Genomic DNA, 20,391 nt, shown 5'->3' on the forward strand with positions numbered 1-20,391 from the left:
GCCTGTCGATCGGCCATTGTCGGGTGCCGATTTCCGCGGGTGCCCAACGGTTGGTCGCCTTCCTGGCCCTGCAGGACAGACCGCGGACGCGCGCCTTCGTGGCGAGCGCGCTGTGGCCCGACAGCACGACCGCGCGCGCAGGCGCGAACCTGCGGTCGTCGCTGTGGCGCGCCCAGGGCACCGGCTACCGGGTGATCGACACCTCCACCCGGGAGATCGCCATCGCCGACCACATCAGGGTCGACATCCGCGAGGCGATGGCCAGGGCGACCAGACTGCTCGACGGGACGCGGCCCTGCGACGACATCCTCACCCCGCAGACCCGGCAGGAGCTCTCCGCCGACATCCTGCCGGACTGGCACGACAGCGACTGGGTGCTGGTCGAGCAGGAGCAGTACCACCAACTCCGGCTGCACGCGCTGGAGGTCATGGCCGAACGCCTGACCGCGGCGGGCAGGCACGGCGAAGCCGTCGCGGCGGGGCTGGCGGCGGTGCGCGCGGAACCGTTGCGGGAGAGCGCGCACCACGTGCTGATGAAGGCCCACCTCGCCGCGGGCAACCGCTCCGCCGTCCTGAACCAGTACCGCCAGTGCCACCGCCTGCTCGCCGACGAGTTGGACCTGGAACCGTCCGCCCTGCTCAAGGACCTGCTCCCGGACCCCGTCGACGCGACGTCGGGTTGATCGCGCCCGGGGTGTCGCCGAGCCGGAAGACGTGGTCCGGTGCACTTCGACGGACCGGCGGCTGAGCCTCAGGGGCGACCGTCGTCGTTCACGCTCCCGCGGTCACCGGCCACGACATCGGCCGGGTCCTGAGGAGGAACACTTGAGGAAGCGCGTGACGGCACTGTGCGCCCTTGTGGTCGGAGCGCTCACAGTCGGGGTGGTCCGGGGTGTGGCGAGCGCGGCGGTGGTGCCGTCAGTGAGCTACCGACGCCGACGGCGACACCACGGTGCGTGAGCAGGCGGGCACGCTGGTCTTCACGTACCAGAGCACCATCGCGAACCTGAGCGCGAACCGGCCCGCCGACTCCCGGCGGGCCCTGACGGCATGGCAGACCCGTTCATCGCCGAGGCACAGGACCGGGTGAAGGTCACCGTCGTGCACCCCGTGACCTTCACCGAGTTCCGCGCGTCCCGCTACGGCGACCTCGGGGTCCAGGTCCGGGGCGTGTTCAGTGCCCACGGCGGCACGCCGTGGCCGCTCGACATCGAGGTCCAGTTCAAGCCGAACGGCCCGAGCGAGTGGTCGACGGTGTCGACCCTGAGCGGCTCCACCCAGTTCGAGACGATCACCCCCGAGCAGCGGCCGGGTCGCTGGCGGGCGCACTACGCGGGGGTGTCGAACCTGTTCGAGAAGGCCACCAGCCAGGTGGTCGTCGTCAAGTAGCACCGGTGGTCGTGGTGCCCGCGCCAACCGGGTGCCACGGCCTTCCGTCCGGCGCGCCGGTGGTGTGGCGCTCGTAGGCCACCGTGCCGGAACGGTCGCGTCCGGCCGGGGGCGCGACAGCCCGGCGGCGTCAGGTCGGCAGCCCGACGGCGGCGAGCAGGTGCTCCTCCTCGAACGCGAAGTGCTTCTCCAGTCCGGACACCAGCCGCGCCGGTTTCGCGCACGGGGTGGCCGGGTCGGGCGAACCGGACAGCAGGGCCTCGAACCGGTCGAGGGCGTGGTCGACGGTCACGTGTTCGGCGAGCAGTCCCGCGAGCGGGTCGACCGCGGGTGGGGTGGTCCCGTCGAGTGCGGCGCGGACTCCGTCGAGTCGGGCACGCGGGTCGGCGTGGTGCCGACGCGGGCCCGGCCGGGGGCGCCGGACAGGTCGAGCGGGACCAAAGCGACCACCGGGATCAGCCGTTCGGTCCGCACCCGATAGCCCGCGAAGGCCGGGTCTTTGGCGCATTGCAGTGCGAAGCGGTGTTCACGTTCCGTGCCCGCCCGCGCCTCCGCGCGCGCCGCGACGAGGACGACCGGCCCCGGGTGCCCCTCCGGCGCCGGGACCTCCACCGTGACCTGTGGTGGCACCCGGATGTCGAGGTACCGGTCGGGATGGTGGTCGATGCCCCCGTCGCTGCCGAACACCAGGTGGCGGGCACCGTCACCGGTAAAGACCACAGGGGTGGTTTGCGCCTGCCGGTCCGGCGCCCCGCCGTGGTCGGCAGGAGCGGCGGGGCGCCGTCGGAGACCCCGCCGACCCGGCCGCCGAGGGCCCGGAACTCGCTGATCACCGCGTCGTTCGCACCGGTCACGACCCCTCCGGTCCACCGGCTCCCGAGACTGTTCGCTGTGCGAGCAAGCTATCCGCGATGGTAGCTCTCCGTGATCGGGTCGTCGAGGGCTCACCGGTTCGGCCGGGGCCGGTCCGATGCGCGGGTTGCCGGTTTGTTACGTCCGGAATGTGACCCCAATGCGATTCCGGACGGACCCCGGTCGACATTTCGGCAGGAATCGCGGCGCGCCGGGGAAATAGTTGATGAATCCACGAAGGACAGTGGGCGGCGGGTATGCGGCGACTGGTGAGCGTGACTCAACTAGTCCGTCCGGACCACCCGAATGTCCGAAGAACGATCACTCTAGCGGGGAGCGCTACCATCCCCGCCGGCCGTAGGGGTGTGTCAGTCCACACTGTCGTGTTGTATGGGATTGCGCCGATCGAGTGATCAGTGCGCACGGGGTATCCCCCCGGTCGGATATTCCCCCCTATCCTGCGCGGCGCACATCCTTGGAAAAGAAGTGGGGAACGTGAGTCGACCCGACCACCGACGGGCCACGGTGGCCCGTGAGTGGACCCAGCGCAGTTGTCCGACCGACTCCGCGCGCGTCCGGCGGCGCCGCGACGCGTTCGCGCCGAGCGGTTCGGACACGCTACGCATAGTGTCGGCCGCAGGCGCCGGACCCGATCTGGAGGGATCAGGGTGCCCGAGATAACCGCCGCGTCCGGGCGAGGGTCCCGGGCGCCGCAGCTGCTGGCGGACGAGTTCTACCTGTCCGGTCTGGACGACATGACCGGTGAGCAGCGGCTGCAGCCGCACGCCCTGGCCGTCGGCCTGGCCGCCGCCGTGCTCGGCGAGCTGCTGCTGGCCGACCGCATGGTCATCGACGGCGGTCGGCTGCGCCCGTTCGACGAGCCGTGCGCCGACGAGCTGCAGGAGCGGGTCCGCCAGTGGATCCGCAAGGATGACTCGGTCGTGCTGGCCAAGGACTGGATCCGGGTGCTGGTCGCCCGCCAGGTCGCGGACCTGGTGCGGCACCGCATGCACGCCGCGGGCAAGGTCGTGCGCACCACCCGGCGCAGGCTGCTGCGCAAACCGCTCGAACTCTACGTCCCGCCGTCGCTGAGCACCGCGGTCGCGGCGGGCGTGCGCATCGCGGGCAACCTCGGCGTCCCGCGCGACCTGTCGCCCACCGACCTGCTGCTGGCGGGTCTGCTGCGCGCGACCGGCCGCGACCGCGACGTGCTGAGCCACTGCGAACCGACCGTCCACGACGAACTCACCGCGCAGCTGCGCCGCAACGTGGGTCCGAGTGGCACGCAACTGCTCGAACACGCCACCGAGGTCTTGGTGACCGAGGCGGTAACACCGCAGTTCTGACCGGTTTCCCAACCCGCAAGAAGGAGTATCCGTGCCCACATCCGCCGCGCAGACCCTCGCCGGGCAGCGCGTGTCCACAGCGGGCGTGGTGTTCTTCACCGCGTCCGCCGCCACGCCGCTCACGGTGTGCGCCGCCATCGTGACCACCGGCTTCGCCGCGACCGGCAAGCTGGGCCTGCCGATAGCCTTCGTGGTCATAGCCGCGGTGCTGGCGGTGTTCAGCGTCGGCTACGTGGCGATGGCCCGGCGGGTGCCGAACGCGGGTGCCTTCTACACCTACATCAGCGTCGGCTTAGGGAGGCCCGCGGGAGTGGGCGCGTCGTGGGTCGCGATGCTCGCGTACAACACGCTCCAGGTGGGACTCTACGGCGCGTTCGGGCCGGTGCTGCAACCGTTGCTGCAGCGCTGGTTCGGCTGGGACGTGCCGTGGTGGGTGCTGTCGCTGGCCGCGTGGGTGGTCGTCGGCGTGCTCGGCCTGCGCCGCATCCGCAACTCCGCGCGGGTGCTGCTGGTGCTGCTCGCCGCCGAGATCGCCGTGCTGCTGATGTACGCCTTCGCCAACCTCGCCAACCCGGCCCCGGCGGGCCTGGGCATCGACGGCCTCGCCTTCGGCGACCTGCTCGGTGACGCGTTCGGCCCGCTGCTGGGCCTGGCCGTGCTCGGCTACGTCGGGTTCGAGCAGAGCGCGGTCTTCTCCGAGCAGGCCAGCACCGGGGCGGTCCGCCGCGCCACCGTGATCTGCATCGTCGGCCTCGGCGCGCTGTACACCTTCTCGTCGTGGACGACCATCCAGGCCGCGGGCGCGGCGGACGTGGTCGCCATGGCGGGCAACAGCCCCGAGGGCCTGCTGTTCACCCTGGCCGAGCAGAACCTGGGGCCGTGGGCGGCCGACATCGGGCGCGCGCTGCTGGTGACCAGCCTGCTCGCCGCCATGATCAGCTTCCACGCCACCTGCGCCCGCTACACCTTCGCCCTCGGCCGCGACGGCGTGCTGCCCGGCGCGCTCGGCCGCACCACCCCGCGCACCGGCCAGCCCGGCCCGGCGTCGATCCTGCAGAGCTCGCTCGGCCTGGTGACCATCATCGTGTACGCGATCGGCGGCTGGGACCCGTTCGTGAACCTGTTCTACGTCGCGGGCACGGCGGGCGCACTGGGCGTGCTGATCCTGTTGTCCGGCACGGCTTTCGCCACGGTGTTCTTCCTCCGCCGCGACGACGAGGAGGAGACGCGGCCGATCCACCGCGTCGCCCCGCCGATCGCCGCGCTGGCGGTGACCGCGATCCTGGCGCTCGTCGTCATCAACTTCTCGCTGCTGCTCGGGTTCGGCCCGGACACACCACTGCGGTGGATCATCCCGGTGGTGTTCGCGGGAGTCGCGGTCGCGGGCACGCTCTACGGCTTCGTGCTCCGCGGCACCCGCCCGCACATCTACCGGGCCATCGGCCAGGGCGCCGCTCGACCCGCGAGCACCAGCGCCCCGCGCCCGGTGGGTGTCCGATGACGACGTCGACGATCACCCGGGCCACCGCGGCGGAGATCCCGCTCTGCGCGCACCTCGTGGCCAAGTCCTTCGAGGCGCTGCCGCAGACGGTCTGGCTGATCGACAAGCCCGCGGCGCGGCTCCCGGCGCTGACGGCGAGTTTCACGATCCTGGTGGAACACGCCCTGGAACACGGCCGCGTCGACCTGATCTCCGACCAGGCGGTCGCGGTGTGGTTCCACCGCGACCGCGAGGTCCCGGAACCCCGTGACTACGAGGCGCGCGTCGCCGCGGGCACGGGGGAGTACGCGTCGCGGTTCCAGTTGCTGGACGAGGCTTTCGAGTCCCACCACCCGGCGGCGCCGCACCACCACCTGGCGCTGCTGGCCGTCCACCCGGAACACCAGAACAAGGGGCTGGGCGGGGCGTTGCTGGCGGACTACCACGCCCGGCTGGACCGGGAGGGGACCGCCGCGTTCCTGGAGGCGAGCACGCTCGCCAGCTCCCGCCTGTACCAGCGCTACGGCTACCGGCCGCTCGGCGAACCGTACAACCTCCCCGACGGCCCGGCGATGTACCCGCTCTGGCGCGAACCCGCCGCGTAAGGCCCGTTCGTCGCGTGCCCGGTTCCACCCAGGAGCCGGGCACGCGCCCGTCTACGCCGGGGTGTCGGCGAGCCGGGCGTCGAGGAAGTCGAGCCGCTCCTCGCGCCAGCTCGGGGGGATGCGGCCGCTGGCGGACAGGACCGCCATGCCGTGCAACGCGCTCCAGACGACCTCGGCGTGCAGCTCGCGCCGCTCGTTGTCCGCGCGGTAGCAGGCGACGAACTCGTCGAAGCACGCCCGTAGCGGGGGCGGGGTGTCGGCGCTCGCGAACTTCAGGTCGGTGGGCAGGGTGAACATGGCCTGGTACAGCGCGGGCCGCGCGGTCGCGAAGTCCAGGTAGGCACCGCAGACGGCGCGCAGGGCCGACCCGGGCTCGGCCGCGCCCTGCCGCGCGTCGCGCAGGTGAGTGGCCAGCTCGCCGAACCCGTCCAGCGCGACGGCGCCGACGATGGCGTCCTTGCCGTCGAAGTGGCTGTACAGCACCGGCTGGCTGTACTCGACGCGTTCGGCCAGGCGCCGGGTCGTCACCGCGTCCCAGCCCTCGGCCTCCGCCAGCTCGCGCGCGGCCGTGATGATCAGCCGGTGGCGGTGGGCGCGGTCCCGCTCGCGGCGCTCGCTGGTGGCGGACATGAACCCAGTATAGCGGTGCTAGACATCCTGTCGCTGATAGGCTAGCGTCGATACTGTTGCTAGCGCCGCTAGATTCCGGCGGCGTCCGCCGGAGGGAGGAACCACCCGTGGTCACGACCATCGCCAGTGTGCTCGCCGGACTGATCGGTGTCGGCATCATCGTCATCGGCGTGCTCGCCCTGCGGGCACCGCGGGCCGCGGCGGGCTTCGGCATCCCCGACACCCCGGTCGACGACCCGGTGTTCCGGGCGTGGTTGTCCGTCAAGGCCGTGCGCGACCTGGCCGCCGGGGTCTTCGTCTTCGTCCTGCTGATCGCGGCGACACCCCAGGTGCTGGGTTGGTTCATGCTGGCGGCCGCGGGGATTCCCGTCGGCGACATGCTGATCGTGTTGCGCAGCAAAGGACCGCGTTCGGCCGCGTTCGGCGTGCACGGCGCCACCGCCGCGGTGATGCTGGTGATCAGCGTGCTCTTGCTTGTCGCGTAACGACCTCCCCGAAACGACCGCGGGGTGGACGCTTCCGGAGAAGCGTCCACCCCGCGGTCGGTCGTGTTGTCTACGGTTGTCCAACCCTGTCTCAGTAGTGGAACCTGGTGATCAGGTCCTGGAGCTTGCCGCTGAGTCGGGCGAGTTCCACGGTGGTCTGCTCGGCCTCGCTGACGCCGCGGGAGGTGTCGCCCGCCGCGGTCGCCACCTCGGTGATGGCCGAGGCGATCGAGTTGCTGCCGCTGGCCGCCTCGGCGACGCTGCGGCTGACCTCGTCGGAGGTGGCGGACTGCTCCTCCACCGACGCCGCGATGGCGGACTGGAACTGGTTGACGCGCTCGATGACCTGGACGATCTGGCCGATGGCGGAGACCGCGGCCTCGGTGTCGGTCTGGATCGCGGCCACGCGGCGGCCGATGTCCTCGGTGGCGTTGGCGGTCTCCTGGGCGAGGTCCTTGACCTCACCGGCGACGACGGCGAAGCCCTTGCCCGCGTCACCGGCCCGAGCGGCCTCGATGGTCGCGTTCAGCGCCAGCAGGTTGGTCTGCTCGGCGATCGAGCGGATGGTCTTGAGCACGTCGCCGATCTCGGCGGAGGACGAGCCGAGGCGGGTGATGATGTCGTTGGTGTGCTGCGCGGTCGCGGTGGCCTCGGCGCCGACCTTGGCCGCCTCGGAGGTGTTCTGCGCGATCTCGCGGATCGACGCGCCGAGCTGGTCGGCGGCGGCGGAGACGGTGCCGACGCTGTCGGAGACCCGGGCGGCGGCGCTGGAGACCTCGCCCGCCTGGCGGGAGGTGGAGCCCGCCGCGCCGGACACGCGGTCGTTGGTGGCGGTCAGCTTGTCCGCCGACCCGGCCAGGCCGGAGGCCGACTCGGCCACGCCCGACACCACGGTGCGGATCTGGTCCACGGCGTTCTGCAGCGCCTCGCCCATCTGACCGATCTCGTCGCCGGTCTGGATGTCGACCTTCTGGGTGAGGTCGCCCGCGGCCACGCGGTCGGCGAAGTCCTGCAGCTTGCGCACCGGGCGGCGGATGCTGCGGGTCAGCGCCCAGCCCAGGCCCAGGGCCAGCAGCACGGCGATGGCGATGACGACGACGGTCAGCCAGATCGAGGTGGTGGTCGCGTCGGCGATGGCCTGGCGCTGGGTGGCGCCGTAGTCGACCAGGCTCGTGGTCAGCTTGGCGAAGCCCTCGTTGACCTTCGGCAGGTTCGCCTGCGCGGCGGCGTTGTACTTCTGCTCGTTGACGGTGTCACCGGCGGCGGTGGCCGCGCGGCGGGCCTTGTGCGAGGTCCAGAAGGTGTCGCGGTCGGCCATCAGCTGGGTCAGCGCGGGCTGCAGGCTGTCCGGGATCGAGGTCTTCAGCTTGGCGAAGCCCGCGTCGGCGGCGGCGATGTAGGAGTCGCGGCCCTTGGTCAGGCTGGCCTGGGCCTGCGGGTCCTTCACGGTCTCGAGCACGATGTCGGTCAGCAGCGCGGTCAGGTTCGCGGTCTCGGCTGCCTTCACGTCCACCAGCGGCGTGACGGTGTCCTCGGCGATCGACGTCGCGCGGTCCCGCTGGTCGACCTGCTGGACGAGGCTGAACACCCCGAGGCCGATCACCACGACGGCCAACGCGAGGAACGCGCTGAACACCCGGGTACGCAGACTGCGGGTCAGCGGATTGCGTGACAGAGAACTGGCCATGCGAAGCACTCCTGTCCGTTGCGCGGGGGTCACCACGCCCTATCGGCCCGCATCGCCACACGATGGAGCCACCGCGCCTGTCATCGGCACGGGCGCGGGAGCCTGAAGGAGTTCTGCCAGATCAGTGGTAATCGGGGTCACAAGGGTGATGGCGTACGTGCGTGAGGTATCGGAACGCTCCCACGCCCCGATGTTTATCTGTTCAGGCCCGGGACTGCTTGTGCTGGTCAGACGGCAGTTCGATGCTGGCTCGGGGCGTTCACGTGAGGGGAGATCGCAGATGCGCAGAACGATTCAGGCCTTGACCACGCTGACCCTGCTGGGGACGTTGTTGACCCCGGCCTCGGCGGCGACCGCCGTCGTCGGGACCGGGACGGGCCACTGGAACGACAACCCGCTGCCGCTGGACACCTACGAGAACCAGGGCACCTACTACCTGCGTGACCTCGGCAACCCGGGCCTGTCCTGCTCGGACGCGACCAACCGGACCCAGTTCAGCGGGCCGGACAACGACTGGGGCAACGGCGTCGCCCGGGACCGCGAGACGGGGTGCGTCGACGCGCTGTACGCGGCCCAGAACTTCTTCCGGATGACCAGGAACTGGCTGCGCCGCTCGCCGTCCGGCCGTCCGGTGCTGGCCCTGACCGTCGGCCGGGACGTCCTGGGCGTCGGGGTCGGCACGGGTACCGACATCACCGTCGGCCACAACTCCCGGGGTGAGTGGGCGGGCACCCTGGACCTGGTCGCCAGGCCGTACGCCAGGGCCCTCGACGAGCAGACCCCGGGCGGCGTCTCCCAGAACGGCACCGCCGAGTTCATCGCCGACGCCTTCGCCACCGCCGCCGAGTGGTACGCCAACGAGTCCCCGGCGGGCGACGCCCCGGACTTCCTGATCGGCGAACGCACCGACCTGATGGGCACCGGCCCCCTGCGCGACATGGCCAACCCCGCCGCCACCTGGGGCAAGAACTGCTACGACAACACCGTCCCCCGAGGCGAGCCGTTCGCGTCCGCGGGCGTCGGCGACCACTGGTTCACCCTCGTCGCCGCGGGCTCCGCGGCCAGTTCCACCTGCAACGGCACGACGATCACGGGCGTCGGCGTCCAGAAGGCGATCACCGTCCTCTACACGGCGATGCTGTTCAAGACCTCGGGGAGCTCGTACCCCAAGTACCGCCAGTGGACCCTGATGGCCGCCAAGAACCTGACCCCCGGCGACTGCGCCACGTTCACCACCGTCAAAGCCGCCTGGGACGCCGTCACCGTTCCCGCCAATCCAGGCGACCCGACCTGCTGAACCGCTGCCCGGGCCGTTTCGGTCCACTACGGCGGTCGGCGGACCGATCCACCTCGATTATTCATCGGAAATTCGGGGAAACTGTGTCTGGACTGCCGTTTTTGGGCGGTTGTCGAATGTTGGGACGTTCCACTGACTATCCAATGATCCTTTTCCAGTTTGGGTGCGCTCATTGGGTGAACCGGGTTCGTCCGATGTTCAGATCCTTGACCGTCGAGGACGGGTGTCGCTAGCGTGAACGCCACGCTGCTGCGACCTTAAGAGGCATCGACTTGCGCGTTGTCAGCGGAGCCGATTCTTCTTACGTTCTTGGGGGAACGTATGACCGAAAAGACAGATGTTGACGGCGCGCTCGACGCGGCACACGTCGACGGTTTCGACGTGTGCCGCGTCGAGGTGCCCGACGTGGTCGGCGCGGCGCTGACGGACGACCGCGAACCGGACCAGGGGCTCGCGGAAGCAGCGCGGGAGTCATTGTCCCGCCTGGTTCGCGAGCACGTCGACGACGGCACGGGACTGCTCGTGCTCACCGGTCTCCCCGCCGAGCCGGAGCCCGCCGAGCGGGCGTTGAACCGGCTTTCCGCGCTGCTCGGCGAATCCCTGCCGCAGAACCTGGAAGGGCTGATCGTCAAACACGTGCGCGACCGCGGCACCGCGATCGGGGAAGGTGCGCGGGCCCGGTATTCGGATTCCCGATTCGGCGGGAACCTGCACACCGACGGTGTCGAGCGACCGCTGCCCGCGCCCGAATTGTTCACCCTCTACTGCGTCCGGCAATCCGTGCGCGGTGGCGCCTTGCAGTTGGTGCACGTGCGGGAGATCGTTCGGGAGTTGTCCGCCAGGCCCGATGTCCTGCGCGTTTTGCGTGAGCCGTTCCATTTCGACCGGCGCGGCGACCAGCAGCCCGGGGAACCGCCGACGGTCGCCAAACCGATCCTGTTCGAACAGCGCGGCAGGCAGGGCATCGCCTACCTGCGCAGCTACATCGAACTCGGCCACGCGCACTCCGGCTCGCCCGCGCTCTCGGCCGAGCAGGCGGCGGCGCTCGACGCGCTGGACGAGGTCGTCGGCGGCCTGGCGAGCTCGATGGTCGGCAAGCTGCGCGAGGGTGAACTCGCCATCTTCGACAACCTCTCCCTGCTGCACGGCCGGACCGAGTTCCAGGACGACCCGACCCGCGCGCGGCTGCTGCTGCGGACCTGGATCAGGGTGTCCGCCTGATATGCCGGACACGATCGACCTCTCCTCGGGGCAGGTTGTGGAGCCGTGGCCGGACGCGGTCGTCACCGCCGTCACCGACGCCGCCGCCGCCCCCGACGCGAGCCGCTACGCCCCGGTCGCGGGCGACCCCGCCCTCCGCGCCGCCGTCGCGCAGCACTACGCCCGCCGCCTGCGCCGCTCCGCCGACCCCGACCGGGTCACCGTCGCGGCGGGCGCCCGGCACGGTCTGTTCTGCGCGGTCGCGGCGACAGCGGCGGGTGGCGCGGTCCTCGTGCCGCGACCGCACTGGAGCCACTACCCCGAGCTGATCCGGCTGGCGGGTGCCCGCTCGGTGGCCGTGCCCGGCGCACCCGCGCGGGGCTGGTCGGTGGACCCGGACCTGCTGGACGCCGCGCTCACCCCCGACACCCGGGCCGTGCTCCTCAACAGCCCGGTCAACCCGACCGGTGCCGTCTACGACGCGGCCGCGATCACCGGGATCCGCGACTGGGCGGCCGACCGCGGTGTCCACTTGGTCCTCGACGACGTGTACTGGGCGTACGGGGCGGCGGCAGCCGGTGTCCCCGCGGATGACGGTGCGACGGTCGTCGGCGGGATCGCCAAGGTGCACGCCATGGCGGGTGCGCGGATCGGCTGGGTCTGGGCGGGTGCCGCGGTCACCGAGGCCGTGCGCCGGATCGCGGAGCACACGACCGGACCCGTGAGCGTGCTCGCCCAGGCGGCGGGGCGCGCTGTGCTCGCCGGGGGCGGCGGGCTCGACGACCCGGCGGTGGCGCGGCGGCTGGCGTGGATGGCCGGGTGCCGCGCGCACGCGGTCCGGGCGCTGTCGGGGGTCCCGTCGCTGCGCGTCGTCCCGCCCTCGGGCGGGATCTACCTGTGCCTGGACGCGCGGGACCTCGCCGCTCTCCATCCCGAATGGACGGACGACCGGCGGCTGTGCGCGGACTTGGCCGAGCACACCGGGGTGCGGCTGCGGGCGGGCTCGACCTTCGGGCTGCCGGGGCACCTGCGCCTGTGCGTGGCCGTCGAGCCCGGGGTCATCGACCGCGCGGCGGCGGCGCTCACCCGCTTCCTGGCCGCCGAGGCGCTCGGGAACGCGACCGCCGCGCGGTGAACCGGCGGCGACTGGAACACGACCTACCTAGGGGGAACAGTGACTGAGGACACGCGCGGCCAGGTGCGGCAGGTCGAGACCCGGGCGGCGGCGCTGCGCGAGGCGTTCGCCGAGGGCAGGCTGCTGCGGGTGGCGGGCGCGCACGACGGGCTCAGCGCGCGCCTGGTCGCCGAGGCGGGCTTCGACGCGGTGTGGGCCTCCGGCCTGGAGATCTCCGCCGCGCACGGGCTACCGGACATCAGCCTGCTCGGCATGGCGGAGTTCCTGGCCGCCGCCGCGACGATGCAGAGCGCGACCGCGGTGCCCGTGGTCGCCGACTGCGACACCGGGTTCGGCGGCGACCGCAACGCCGCGTTCACGATGATGCGCTACGAGAACGTCGGCATCGCCGCGGTGTGCATCGAGGACAAGGTCTTCCCCAAGCTCAACAGCTTCCTCGGCGCCGGGCAGGAACTGCTCGCGACCGAGGACTTCGGCGCCAAGCTGCGCGCGGCCAAACAGGCGCAGCACGACCCGGACACGGTCCTGATCGCCCGCACCGAGGCGTTCATCTGCGGGTACGGCGTCGAGGAGGCGCTCGCCCGCTGCCACCACTACGTCGACGTGGGCGCCGACGCGGTGCTGGTGCACTCCAAGGCCGCCGATTCGTCCGAGGTCGTCTCGTTCACCCGCCGTTGGCAGCGGCGCGCGCCGGTGGTGGTCGTACCGACCACCTACACCGCGTTCTCCGTCGCGGAGGCGCAGGAGGCCGGGGTCGCCATGGTGATCTACGCGAACCAGGGGATGCGCGCCACCGTGCGCGCCGTGCGCGACGCGTGGGCCGCGGTGCTGGCCGACGGCTCGACGGTGGGCATCGAGTCCACGATCGCGTCGGTGAAGGACATCTTCGAGCTGTCCGGGATGAGCCAGTGGCTGGGGCGCGGTTGATGGCCGGGGTCGTGTCGGCCGCGGAGTTCACCGCGGCGCTGAGGTCCTGGGGCGTTCGCCGGGTCACGGGTGTCCCGTGTGGACACCTGGCCGGGCCGTGGGCGCTGTTCGACCGCGCGGGCGAGCTGGTGCCCGCGGTGTCGGAGGGCGCGGCGGTGGCCATCGCGGCGGGCTGGGAACTGGGCGGGACGCGGGCCGCGGTGCTGTGCCAGAACTCCGGGTTCGGCAACCTGGTCAACCCGCTCACCTCGCTGCTGGTGCCCTACCACGTCCCGGTGCTGGTGGTGATGACCCTGCGGGGATGGCCCGACCCCGCGCGGGACGAACCCCAGCACGCGGTCATGGGGGCGAGCACCGAGGCGCTGCTCGGCGAACTCGGGGTGCCCCACGCCGTGCTGGGCGACGGGAACCTCGCCGACTGCCTCGCCCGCGCGGGCGAGGCGCGGGAGCGGGGCACGCCGTTCTTCCTGCTGGTCCCGCGCGGCGCGATCGGCGGCCCCGACCCCGTGGTGGTGCCACCGGTGGCGGACGCGTGCACCAGGGCGGACGTCGTCTCCGCGCTGCTCGACCGGCTCACCGACCACCTGCTGGTCACCACCACCGGCTACCTCTCCCGCCAGGCCCACCACGAGCGCGACCGCCCGGAGACCCTGTACATGCAGGGATCGATGGGCCACGCCGCGGCGATCGGGCTGGGCCTGGCGAGCGCCCTGCCGTCCCGGCGCGTCGTCGTGCTCGACGGCGACGGGGCGTTCCTCATGCACCTGGGCACCGGTGCCACCGCGGCCGCGGTGGGCGGCGAGAACCTCGTGCACGTCGTGGTGGACAACGGGTGCTACGAGTCGACCGGGTGCCAGCCCAGCGCCGCGCCCGGGGTCGACTGGGCGGCGATCGGCGCCGGTCTCGGCTACCGCCGGGTGCTGCACTGCGCCGACCGGACCCGCTTGCCCGCCGCGCTCGACGCCGCGCTGACCGGGCCCGGGCCGGTCCTGTGCGCACTCCAGGTCACCGCGACCCCCGACGAGGTGCACCCGCGGGCGTCCGCGGACACCGGCCTCGACACCATCGCCGAGCGGTTCCGCCGCGCGGCGGCGGGGAGGGTCACGACATGACGGTCATCTCCGGCAGGGGCGCGTTCGAGCGGCTCGACGAGATCACCGGCTGGGCCGCGGACACCCTGGTCGTGGCCAGCGCGGGCACCGTGGACCGGCTCGGGTTGCGCGGCGTGCTCCCCGCGGGCGCCGCGCTGTTCACCGACTTCCACCCGAACCCGACCGCGGACCAGGCGCTGGCGGCGGCGCGGGCCCGGCACGAGCACCGCGCCACCCTGGTGGTCGGTGTCGGCGGCGGCTCCGCCCTGGACGTGGCCAAGGCGGCGCGGGCGCTGCCCGCCGACCGCGCGGCGGCCGAGCGGGTCCTGCGCGGCACCGACGGCCCGCGCACCGACGCCCGCCTGGTCCTGGTGCCCACCACCGCGGGCCCGGGCAGCGAGGTGACCAGGTTCGCCACCCTCTACCGCGACGGGCACAAGCTGTCCCTCGACGCCGCGGGCGTCCAGGCCGACGCGGCGCTCGTCGACCCGGCGCTGACCGACAGCTGCCCACCCGAGCAGACCTGGTGCTGCGCCTTCGACGCCTTCGCCCACGCCGTGGAGTCGCTGTGGTCCAGCCGCGCCACCGACGAGTCGCGGGCGTGGGCGGTGGCCGCGCTCGACCTGCTCGTGCCGATCCTGGAGGGGGCCGCGCCGACCCCCGCGGCCGACGAGCGCGACCGGCTCAGCGCGGCGGCGCTGCTCGCGGGCCGGGCGATCGACCGCACCCGCACCACGGCGGCGCACGCCCTCGCCTACCCGCTCACCACCCACCTCGGCGTGCGGCACGGCCACGCGTGCGCGCTGAACCTCACCTGGCTCGCGCCCATGGTCGAGACCGCGGCACCGGACGAGCGCACCCTGCCCGACCCGGTGCTCGACACCCTGCGCCGCCTCCTGCGGGCGGACGGGCGCGACCTCGGCCGGGTCGTCACCGACCTGCTGGCGGCCCGCGGCCTGCCGACGCGCTGCGGGTCGGCGAACGGCACCCACCTGGTCGACGTCGTGGTCGCCGAGGGCCTCGCGTCGAACCGGGTCAGCGGCACCCCGATCCGACTCGACCCGACCGCCGTGCGCGCCGCGGTGCGGCGGCTGCTCGTCGACCCGGCGACCGGCGCCGCGGGGGAGCCCCACCACCGGTCCACGCGCGCCGCGGCGGGCGGACCGGGTTCGCCATCCCGGAGCCGGGACTGAGCCGACAACGCCCGCGCGGCGCCCGGTCGTCGACCCGGCGCCGACGCACCCACCGGAGGAGCCACCGATGACCGAGAACCCGACCACCTCGTCGCCCGGCGTACGGCTGCGGACCCACGTCCGCTTCTCCGCCGACGACCTCCCGCCGGACTGGGACGAGCTGGCCGCGGACCTCGACGCCCCGGTCTTCCACACCATCGGGTTCATGCGCGCCTACGAGCACAACCCGGTGCAGAGCATCGCGCGCCCACGCTACGTCGAGGTGCGCGACCGCGAGGGCGCGCTGCTGGCCGCCGCCCCCGCCTACATCCAGGGCGACCCGCTGAGCGTGCTCGGGCTGGCGGAGGGCGAGTCGGCGTTCCTGTCGCCGATGTGGCACTGCCCCGGGGCGCGGGTGCTCGCCCGGGACGAGTGGTCGCTGCGCGCGCTGTGCGCGGAGCTGGGGAAGCAGGCGGCGGAGGTCGGGTGCGCGCGGTGGGCGTTCATCAACGTCGAGGAGCGGTCGCCCGCCGCGGCGGCGCTCGTGCGCGCGGGCTCGCGGTCGACCGTCCTGGTACCGCGGTGGGTGCTGCACCGGGACCAGGCCCCGGACCTGCCGACCTACCTGGCCTCCCTGCGGAGTTCGATGCGCCGCGAGTTCGCCCGGCACCTGCGGCGCGCGGCCGACCACGGCGCGCGCAGCCTCGTGCACCGCGCGGACTACCCCGGCCTGCCCGCGCTCATGGAGTTCGTCGCGGCCACCGCGACCAAGGCGGGGTCCCCGAAGTACTACAACCCGCCTAAGCTGGCGGCGTTCCTGCGCGAACTGGGGGAACCGGTCCGGGTGCTGGAGGTCCAGGACCGCGACGGCGCGACGCTGTCGGTGGGGGTGTCGTTCCTGGAGCGCAAGCGGCTGCAGTACTGGGCCGCGGGCTACCTGCGCGACCGGCCGGAGCTCGGGTTCAGCCCGTACTACCGGATGTGGGGCGACATGCTCGAACTCATGTGGTCGACCGACGTCGAGGTCGCCGAGTGCGGCAGGCTCAACGAGCCGTTCAAGGTCCGGATGGGACTGTCCCCCAGGCACCAGGTCGCCTTGCTGGGGCCAGGCTCGTGACAGCGGCCGCGCCGCGCGGTGACACCCGGTTCGACATCACCGAGTGCGACCCGCGCGAGACCCCCGCGCAGTGGGACGCCATGGTGCCCGACACCGGTATCGGCTTCTACTCGTCCCGGTCCTGGAACCTCGCCATGCGCGGGCAGAACGGGGCGCGGGAGAGCGCGGTGGTGGTCCGCGCCTGCGGCGAGCTGCGCGCGGTCGTGCCCGTGTACCGCTACACCAGCGGCCCGGCCAACGCGCACCTGCACCCGGGGGCGCTGTTCGGCGGCGTGGGCGTGGACGACCCCGCCGCCCGCCGGTGGGAGCCGGTCACCGTCGTCGGCAGCGCCTCCGGCTACGGCACCGCCCCGGCGGGCACCGGGGACCTCGCGGGCTGGGCCGCCGCGGTGGCGCGGGTCGCCGACGCGGCGCGCGGGACGGTCGTCGTGCCGCACCTCACCGAGGCGGACGTGGCCAGGGTGCGCCACCACCTGCCGGACCTGCCGGTGCTGCTGACCGCGGTGCGCGTGCACGTGCCGCTGCCGCGCGCCACCGAGGCGGAGTACGAGGCGCTGCTGCGCCCCCGCACCAGGGAACTGGTCCGCCGGGAACGGCGGCTGCTGGCCCGGGGTGGGCGGGTGGTGCGGGTCGAGCCCATCACCGAGGACAACGTCGTCGAACTCGCCCGCCTGCAGACCAACACCCAGCGCAGGCACGGCAGCTACGGCGACGTCGCGCTGTTCGTCGACCGGTACCGGCGGATCCGCTCGGTGTTCGGCGACGCGCTGCTCGCCTTCGTGTGCAGGCACGAGGACCAGGCCGTGGGGTTCATGTCCTGCGTGGCGCGCGGTACCGCGCTCATCGGCCGCTCCGTCGGGCTCGACTACGCGCGGGTCGGCCGCCACGCCGAGTACTTCAACCTGATGGTCCACGAACCCGTGCGGTACGGCCTGCGGCACGGCGCGCGCCACCTCGACCTCGGCGTGGCCGGGTACGAGCAGAAGCTGCGGCGCGGCGGTGTGCCGGTTCCCGTGTGGTCGGTGCTGCTCCGCCCGCCGCCGGGGTGGTCCGCGGCGAGGGAGGTCGCGCACAACCGGGCCACCGCGCGGTCGCTGCTCGGTGAACTCGGCGAGCAGTGCCCACCGGAGGTCGCCGCGGACCTGGCCCGGGTCGTCGATCGGGGGACGGTCGGTCGATGAACCGCGACCGCGCGTTCGCGCTGCTGCTCGGCACCCGCGTGCTGTCCACGCTGTGCACCGGGCTCGACCTGGTCGTGTTCGGCTGGTTGGTGATCGTGGTCGGCGGCACGCCGGTGGCGCTGGCCGCGATGGCCGCGCTCAACGCGGCGGCGGGCATCCCGGCGGCGTTCTTCGGCGGGCCGCTCATCGACCGCTACTCGCGGCGCGCGGTGACCGCGGTGACCGAGGCGGCGCGGATCCCGGCGGTCGCGGTGATCCCGGTGCTGGCCGCGTCCGGTCAGCTGCAGACCTGGCACCTGCTCGTGGCCTCCGCCTGGGTCAACGGGCTGTACTCGCTCTCGTCGGCCAGCTACGGCGCGCTGCTCCCGCAGCTGTTCGACCGGGCGGCGCTGTTGCGCGCCAACGGTTTGTGGCAGGCCGCGTCGCAGGTGGGGGTGTTCATCGGGGCGGCGGTCGCGGGCGCGGCCGTGTCCCTGCTCGGCGAGGCCGACCCGCTGCTGCTCGGCGCCGGGGGCCGGGTGCTGACCACCGCGGGGCTGCTCGTGGTCAGCCTGCCCGCGGTGGCCGGGGTGGCGCGGCGGCGCACCGCGGGGCTGCTGTTCCGGGACATGGCCGAGGCGTGGGGTGTGCTGCGGGGACGGCCCGCCCTGCTGTGGACGACGCTGTTCGTCGCGGTGCCGGGCAGCCTCATCTCCGGCATCAACGCGGTGCTGCCCGCTTTCGTCAAGGACGACAACCACATGGACGCCGCGGCCTACGGGTTGATCGAGGCGGCCTGGGGGGTCGGCGCGTTCGTCGTCGGACTGGTGCTGGCGCGGATGGCACCACCGCGCGAGGGCACCCGTCTGCTGGCGGGGTCGCTGGCGGTCACCGGCGCGACCGTCGCCCTGCTGGCGGCGGCGCGCGACCTGCCGTGGTCGATGGCCCTCGCGGCGGTCGTCGGCGCGGCCGCCCTCGGGTCGCTGGTGCTGTTCCGCGCGCACGCGCAGGCCGAGGCGCCCCCGGAGCACACCGGCCGGATCCTGGCCGTGTCCCAGTTGGTGCTGTCGGCCGTGCTGCTGGTGCTGGCGCTCGGGCTGGGCGCGCTGATGGCGGTGGTGGCCGTGCGGGTGGTGATCGTGGTGTGGGGGGTGGCGATCGCGGGCTGCGCGCTGCTGCTGCGGCGCCTGCTGCGCCCCGCGCCGGGTAGGGATCAAGTCGGACAACCAGGGGAGAAAAGGTGAAGGGTTCGCTCAGTGTCAACCAGCCGGTGGTGCGGCAGGCGCTCAACTCGTACTTCTTGCGCGCCAGTGGAAAGCAGAACCGGTTCCGGATAATGTCGCCGTACGAGCTGTTCCCCCAGGCCCGGGCCCTGGAGGCGCGCTACGACCAGGTGAAGGCGGAGGTCGAGGCGCTGGTCCGCGCCCGCGGGTTGGCCCGCTACGCCGACATAGACCCGATCCGCGCCGCCGAGGTGTCCACCGACTGGCGGCTGTACTACGCGTACATGCTCGGCGTGCCGAACCCGATGGCGTACCGGGACTGCCCCACCGTCGTCTCCTTCGCCGAGAACACCCCGAGCGTCGTGAACGCCTTCATCTCGGTACTGGAACCGGGCGTCGGCCTCAAGGCGCACTGCGGCCCCTATGCGGGCATCCTGCGCTACCACCTGGCCCTCTCGGTCCCCACCGAGAACCCCCCGAGCCTGCGCGTGGGCTCCGAGTACCACACCTGGCGCGAACGCGAGAGCATCCTGATCGATGACACCTTCGAGCACGAGGTGCACAACACCAGCGACGAACCGCGGGTGGTGCTGATCGTCGACATCCGGCGCCCCATGGGTTTTGTCCGGGACAGGGTGAACATCGCCAGCCTCCGCCTCAAGCGGAAGTGGTCCGACCAGTACCTGCAGGGGTCCACCGGCGACATCTGAGCCGGCCAGGGGCGTACCAACCCCCGGCGGTGTGCTGCTCGGGGCATCCGGCAAAGCTCGCTGCGGCCGGCTTGGCCACCGCGCGCTGGTGGCTGACGCCGTGCTCGGCGGAGGAGGCAACTCCGCCGCCGAGCACGGCACGGTGGTCAGTACGCGAACGCCTGGATCTCGTTGACGCGGGCGATGGAGGGCACGTTGGTGGAACCCACCTTGACGAGCACGCGGACGCCCCTGGTGTTGCGGGCGCCGAACCAGGACTTCACGACCGTGTTCGTGTTGTTGTTGTAGGTGGCCACGGTGTCCCACGACCGGCCGTTCTCGCTGAGCAGCTGGATGTCGAAGTCGCGGGTTTCCAGCCCCAGGGAGTTGTAGACGGCCACGTGGCTGACGCTGCGCAGGTCGTTCCAGGTGACGGCGACCCACTCGGGGTTGTCCATGGAGCGGTTGGCGCTCATCCAGGCGTACTGGCAGTTGCTCGCGGTGCCGGTGTTGCCGTCGTTCACCTTCGCGGGCGTGTAGTACTGCGTGTAGTTCGACGACGACCGGGCCACCCCGGACAGGGCGAAGTTCTCACCCGGGTACGGCGGGCGCGGCGGCATGGTGCTGCTGGGCTGCGTCGAGGTCTCGGCGGGGGCGAGGTAGGTCGTGCCGGACGGCGGGCTCGACGGCGGCCCCTGGTAGCAGGGGTCCCACGTGCCGGTGGTCGACGGCGGTGAGCTGGGCGGGGTCGTGGTGACGGTGGTGCTCGAACCGGTGGTCGCCGCCTGGCCCGCGGCGGCCGCCGGGACGAGCACGACGGCGGTGAAGATTCCCGCGCTCGCCAGCGCCAGGGCGGCGGGCAGCGCGTGTCTGCGGTTGAAGAAGCGCACCGGGGGTTCCTCTCGA

The 20,391-nt window shown here is 72.7% G+C and carries 21 protein-coding genes; 16 read left to right on the forward strand and 5 right to left on the reverse strand.

Translation table 11 applies throughout. From position 1 onward, the window contains the following. Positions 1 to 23: 23 nt before the first annotated feature. Entirely contained in the window at positions 24 to 683 is a 660-nt protein-coding gene (locus CLV40_RS17055) for an AfsR/SARP family transcriptional regulator (protein WP_245931340.1), read from the forward strand. A 367-nt stretch (positions 684 to 1,050) separates the two neighbouring features. Continuing rightward, on the forward strand, positions 1,051 to 1,389 hold the full coding sequence (locus CLV40_RS17060) for a hypothetical protein (protein WP_104479910.1): 339 nt from the start codon (positions 1,051 to 1,053) through the stop codon (positions 1,387 to 1,389). Positions 1,390 to 1,519: 130 nt separating this feature from the next. Here CLV40_RS17060 and CLV40_RS38065 read toward each other — a convergent pair whose 3' ends face one another. Both CLV40_RS38065 and CLV40_RS38070 read right to left on the reverse strand, forming a co-directional pair. Next, entirely contained in the window at positions 1,520 to 1,681 is a 162-nt protein-coding gene (locus CLV40_RS38065; protein WP_181043557.1) for a hypothetical protein, read from the reverse strand. Beyond that, positions 1,678 to 2,337: a nitroreductase/quinone reductase family protein gene (locus CLV40_RS38070; RefSeq protein WP_342752273.1), complete on the reverse strand. Its 660-nt coding sequence runs from the start codon at positions 2,335 to 2,337 to the stop codon at positions 1,678 to 1,680. The genes CLV40_RS38065 and CLV40_RS38070 overlap by 4 nt, the downstream gene beginning before the upstream one ends. Positions 2,338 to 2,909: 572 nt before the next feature. Here CLV40_RS38070 and CLV40_RS17070 point away from each other — a divergent pair. From CLV40_RS17070 to CLV40_RS17080, 3 genes are read left to right on the forward strand one after another with little or no spacing between them, the layout of a single operon-like run. After that, positions 2,910 to 3,587: a GPP34 family phosphoprotein gene (locus tag CLV40_RS17070; RefSeq protein WP_104479912.1), complete on the forward strand. Its 678-nt coding sequence runs from the start codon at positions 2,910 to 2,912 to the stop codon at positions 3,585 to 3,587. Positions 3,588 to 3,618: 31 nt separating this feature from the next. After that, positions 3,619 to 5,088: an APC family permease gene (locus tag CLV40_RS17075; RefSeq protein ID WP_104479913.1), complete on the forward strand. Its 1,470-nt coding sequence runs from the start codon at positions 3,619 to 3,621 to the stop codon at positions 5,086 to 5,088. Next, positions 5,085 to 5,672 (forward strand): GNAT family N-acetyltransferase, encoded by a 588-nt coding sequence (locus CLV40_RS17080; protein ID WP_104479914.1) that lies wholly within the window; start codon positions 5,085 to 5,087, stop codon positions 5,670 to 5,672. Before CLV40_RS17075 ends, CLV40_RS17080 begins: the two co-directional genes overlap by 4 nt. Positions 5,673 to 5,723: 51 nt before the next feature. Here CLV40_RS17080 and CLV40_RS17085 read toward each other — a convergent pair whose 3' ends face one another. Then, the gene (locus CLV40_RS17085) at positions 5,724 to 6,302 is read right to left on the reverse strand and encodes a TetR/AcrR family transcriptional regulator (RefSeq protein WP_104479915.1); all 579 of its coding nucleotides are present in this window, start codon (positions 6,300 to 6,302) and stop codon (positions 5,724 to 5,726) included. A 107-nt stretch (positions 6,303 to 6,409) separates the two neighbouring features. Between CLV40_RS17085 and CLV40_RS17090 the strand changes: the two genes are divergently transcribed. Beyond that, entirely contained in the window at positions 6,410 to 6,787 is a 378-nt protein-coding gene (locus CLV40_RS17090; RefSeq protein ID WP_104479916.1) for a DUF4267 domain-containing protein, read from the forward strand. Between the two features lie 91 nt (positions 6,788 to 6,878). On the opposite strand, the gene CLV40_RS40305 is transcribed toward CLV40_RS17090, so the two are convergent. After that, entirely contained in the window at positions 6,879 to 8,474 is a 1,596-nt protein-coding gene (locus CLV40_RS40305; protein WP_104479917.1) for a methyl-accepting chemotaxis protein, read from the reverse strand. A 280-nt stretch (positions 8,475 to 8,754) separates the two neighbouring features. Here CLV40_RS40305 and CLV40_RS17100 point away from each other — a divergent pair, with 280 nt between their 5' ends. From CLV40_RS17100 to CLV40_RS17145, 10 genes are all read left to right on the forward strand, one after another. Beyond that, the gene (locus CLV40_RS17100) at positions 8,755 to 9,771 is read left to right on the forward strand and encodes a M4 family metallopeptidase (protein WP_181043559.1); all 1,017 of its coding nucleotides are present in this window, start codon (positions 8,755 to 8,757) and stop codon (positions 9,769 to 9,771) included. A gap of 321 nt (positions 9,772 to 10,092) precedes the next feature. Continuing rightward, positions 10,093 to 10,992, forward strand: a complete 900-nt coding sequence (locus CLV40_RS17105; RefSeq protein WP_104479919.1) for a TauD/TfdA family dioxygenase — start codon at positions 10,093 to 10,095, stop codon at positions 10,990 to 10,992. A 1-nt stretch (position 10,993) separates the two neighbouring features. Continuing rightward, entirely contained in the window at positions 10,994 to 12,106 is a 1,113-nt protein-coding gene (locus CLV40_RS17110; protein WP_104479920.1) for a pyridoxal phosphate-dependent aminotransferase, read from the forward strand. Positions 12,107 to 12,145: 39 nt separating this feature from the next. After that, complete coding sequence (locus tag CLV40_RS17115; RefSeq protein ID WP_219824009.1) at positions 12,146 to 13,033, forward strand: isocitrate lyase/phosphoenolpyruvate mutase family protein; 888 nt, start codon at positions 12,146 to 12,148, stop codon at positions 13,031 to 13,033. After that, the gene (locus CLV40_RS17120; RefSeq protein WP_104479922.1) at positions 13,033 to 14,145 is read left to right on the forward strand and encodes a thiamine pyrophosphate-dependent enzyme; all 1,113 of its coding nucleotides are present in this window, start codon (positions 13,033 to 13,035) and stop codon (positions 14,143 to 14,145) included. Before CLV40_RS17115 ends, CLV40_RS17120 begins: the two co-directional genes overlap by 1 nt. Then, entirely contained in the window at positions 14,142 to 15,317 is a 1,176-nt protein-coding gene (locus CLV40_RS17125) for an iron-containing alcohol dehydrogenase (RefSeq protein WP_104479923.1), read from the forward strand. Before CLV40_RS17120 ends, CLV40_RS17125 begins: the two co-directional genes overlap by 4 nt. A gap of 67 nt (positions 15,318 to 15,384) precedes the next feature. Next, complete coding sequence (locus tag CLV40_RS17130) at positions 15,385 to 16,413, forward strand: GNAT family N-acetyltransferase (RefSeq protein ID WP_104479924.1); 1,029 nt, start codon at positions 15,385 to 15,387, stop codon at positions 16,411 to 16,413. Then, positions 16,410 to 17,594 (forward strand): peptidogalycan biosysnthesis protein, encoded by a 1,185-nt coding sequence (locus CLV40_RS17135; RefSeq protein WP_104479925.1) that lies wholly within the window; start codon positions 16,410 to 16,412, stop codon positions 17,592 to 17,594. The genes CLV40_RS17130 and CLV40_RS17135 overlap by 4 nt, the downstream gene beginning before the upstream one ends. After that, the gene (locus tag CLV40_RS17140; protein WP_104479926.1) at positions 17,591 to 18,817 is read left to right on the forward strand and encodes an MFS transporter; all 1,227 of its coding nucleotides are present in this window, start codon (positions 17,591 to 17,593) and stop codon (positions 18,815 to 18,817) included. The genes CLV40_RS17135 and CLV40_RS17140 overlap by 4 nt, the downstream gene beginning before the upstream one ends. Continuing rightward, entirely contained in the window at positions 18,814 to 19,506 is a 693-nt protein-coding gene (locus CLV40_RS17145) for an aspartyl/asparaginyl beta-hydroxylase domain-containing protein (protein WP_104479927.1), read from the forward strand. Before CLV40_RS17140 ends, CLV40_RS17145 begins: the two co-directional genes overlap by 4 nt. 146 nt (positions 19,507 to 19,652) lie before the next feature. Here CLV40_RS17145 and CLV40_RS17150 read toward each other — a convergent pair whose 3' ends face one another. Continuing rightward, positions 19,653 to 20,375, reverse strand: coding sequence for a discoidin domain-containing protein (locus tag CLV40_RS17150; protein WP_104479928.1), 723 nt, complete (start codon positions 20,373 to 20,375; stop codon positions 19,653 to 19,655). Between the last annotated feature and the right edge of the window lie 16 nt (positions 20,376 to 20,391).

The organism is Actinokineospora auranticolor (assembly GCF_002934265.1).
In the GTDB taxonomy this organism is placed as follows: Bacteria; Actinomycetota; Actinomycetes; order Mycobacteriales; family Pseudonocardiaceae; genus Actinokineospora; species Actinokineospora auranticolor.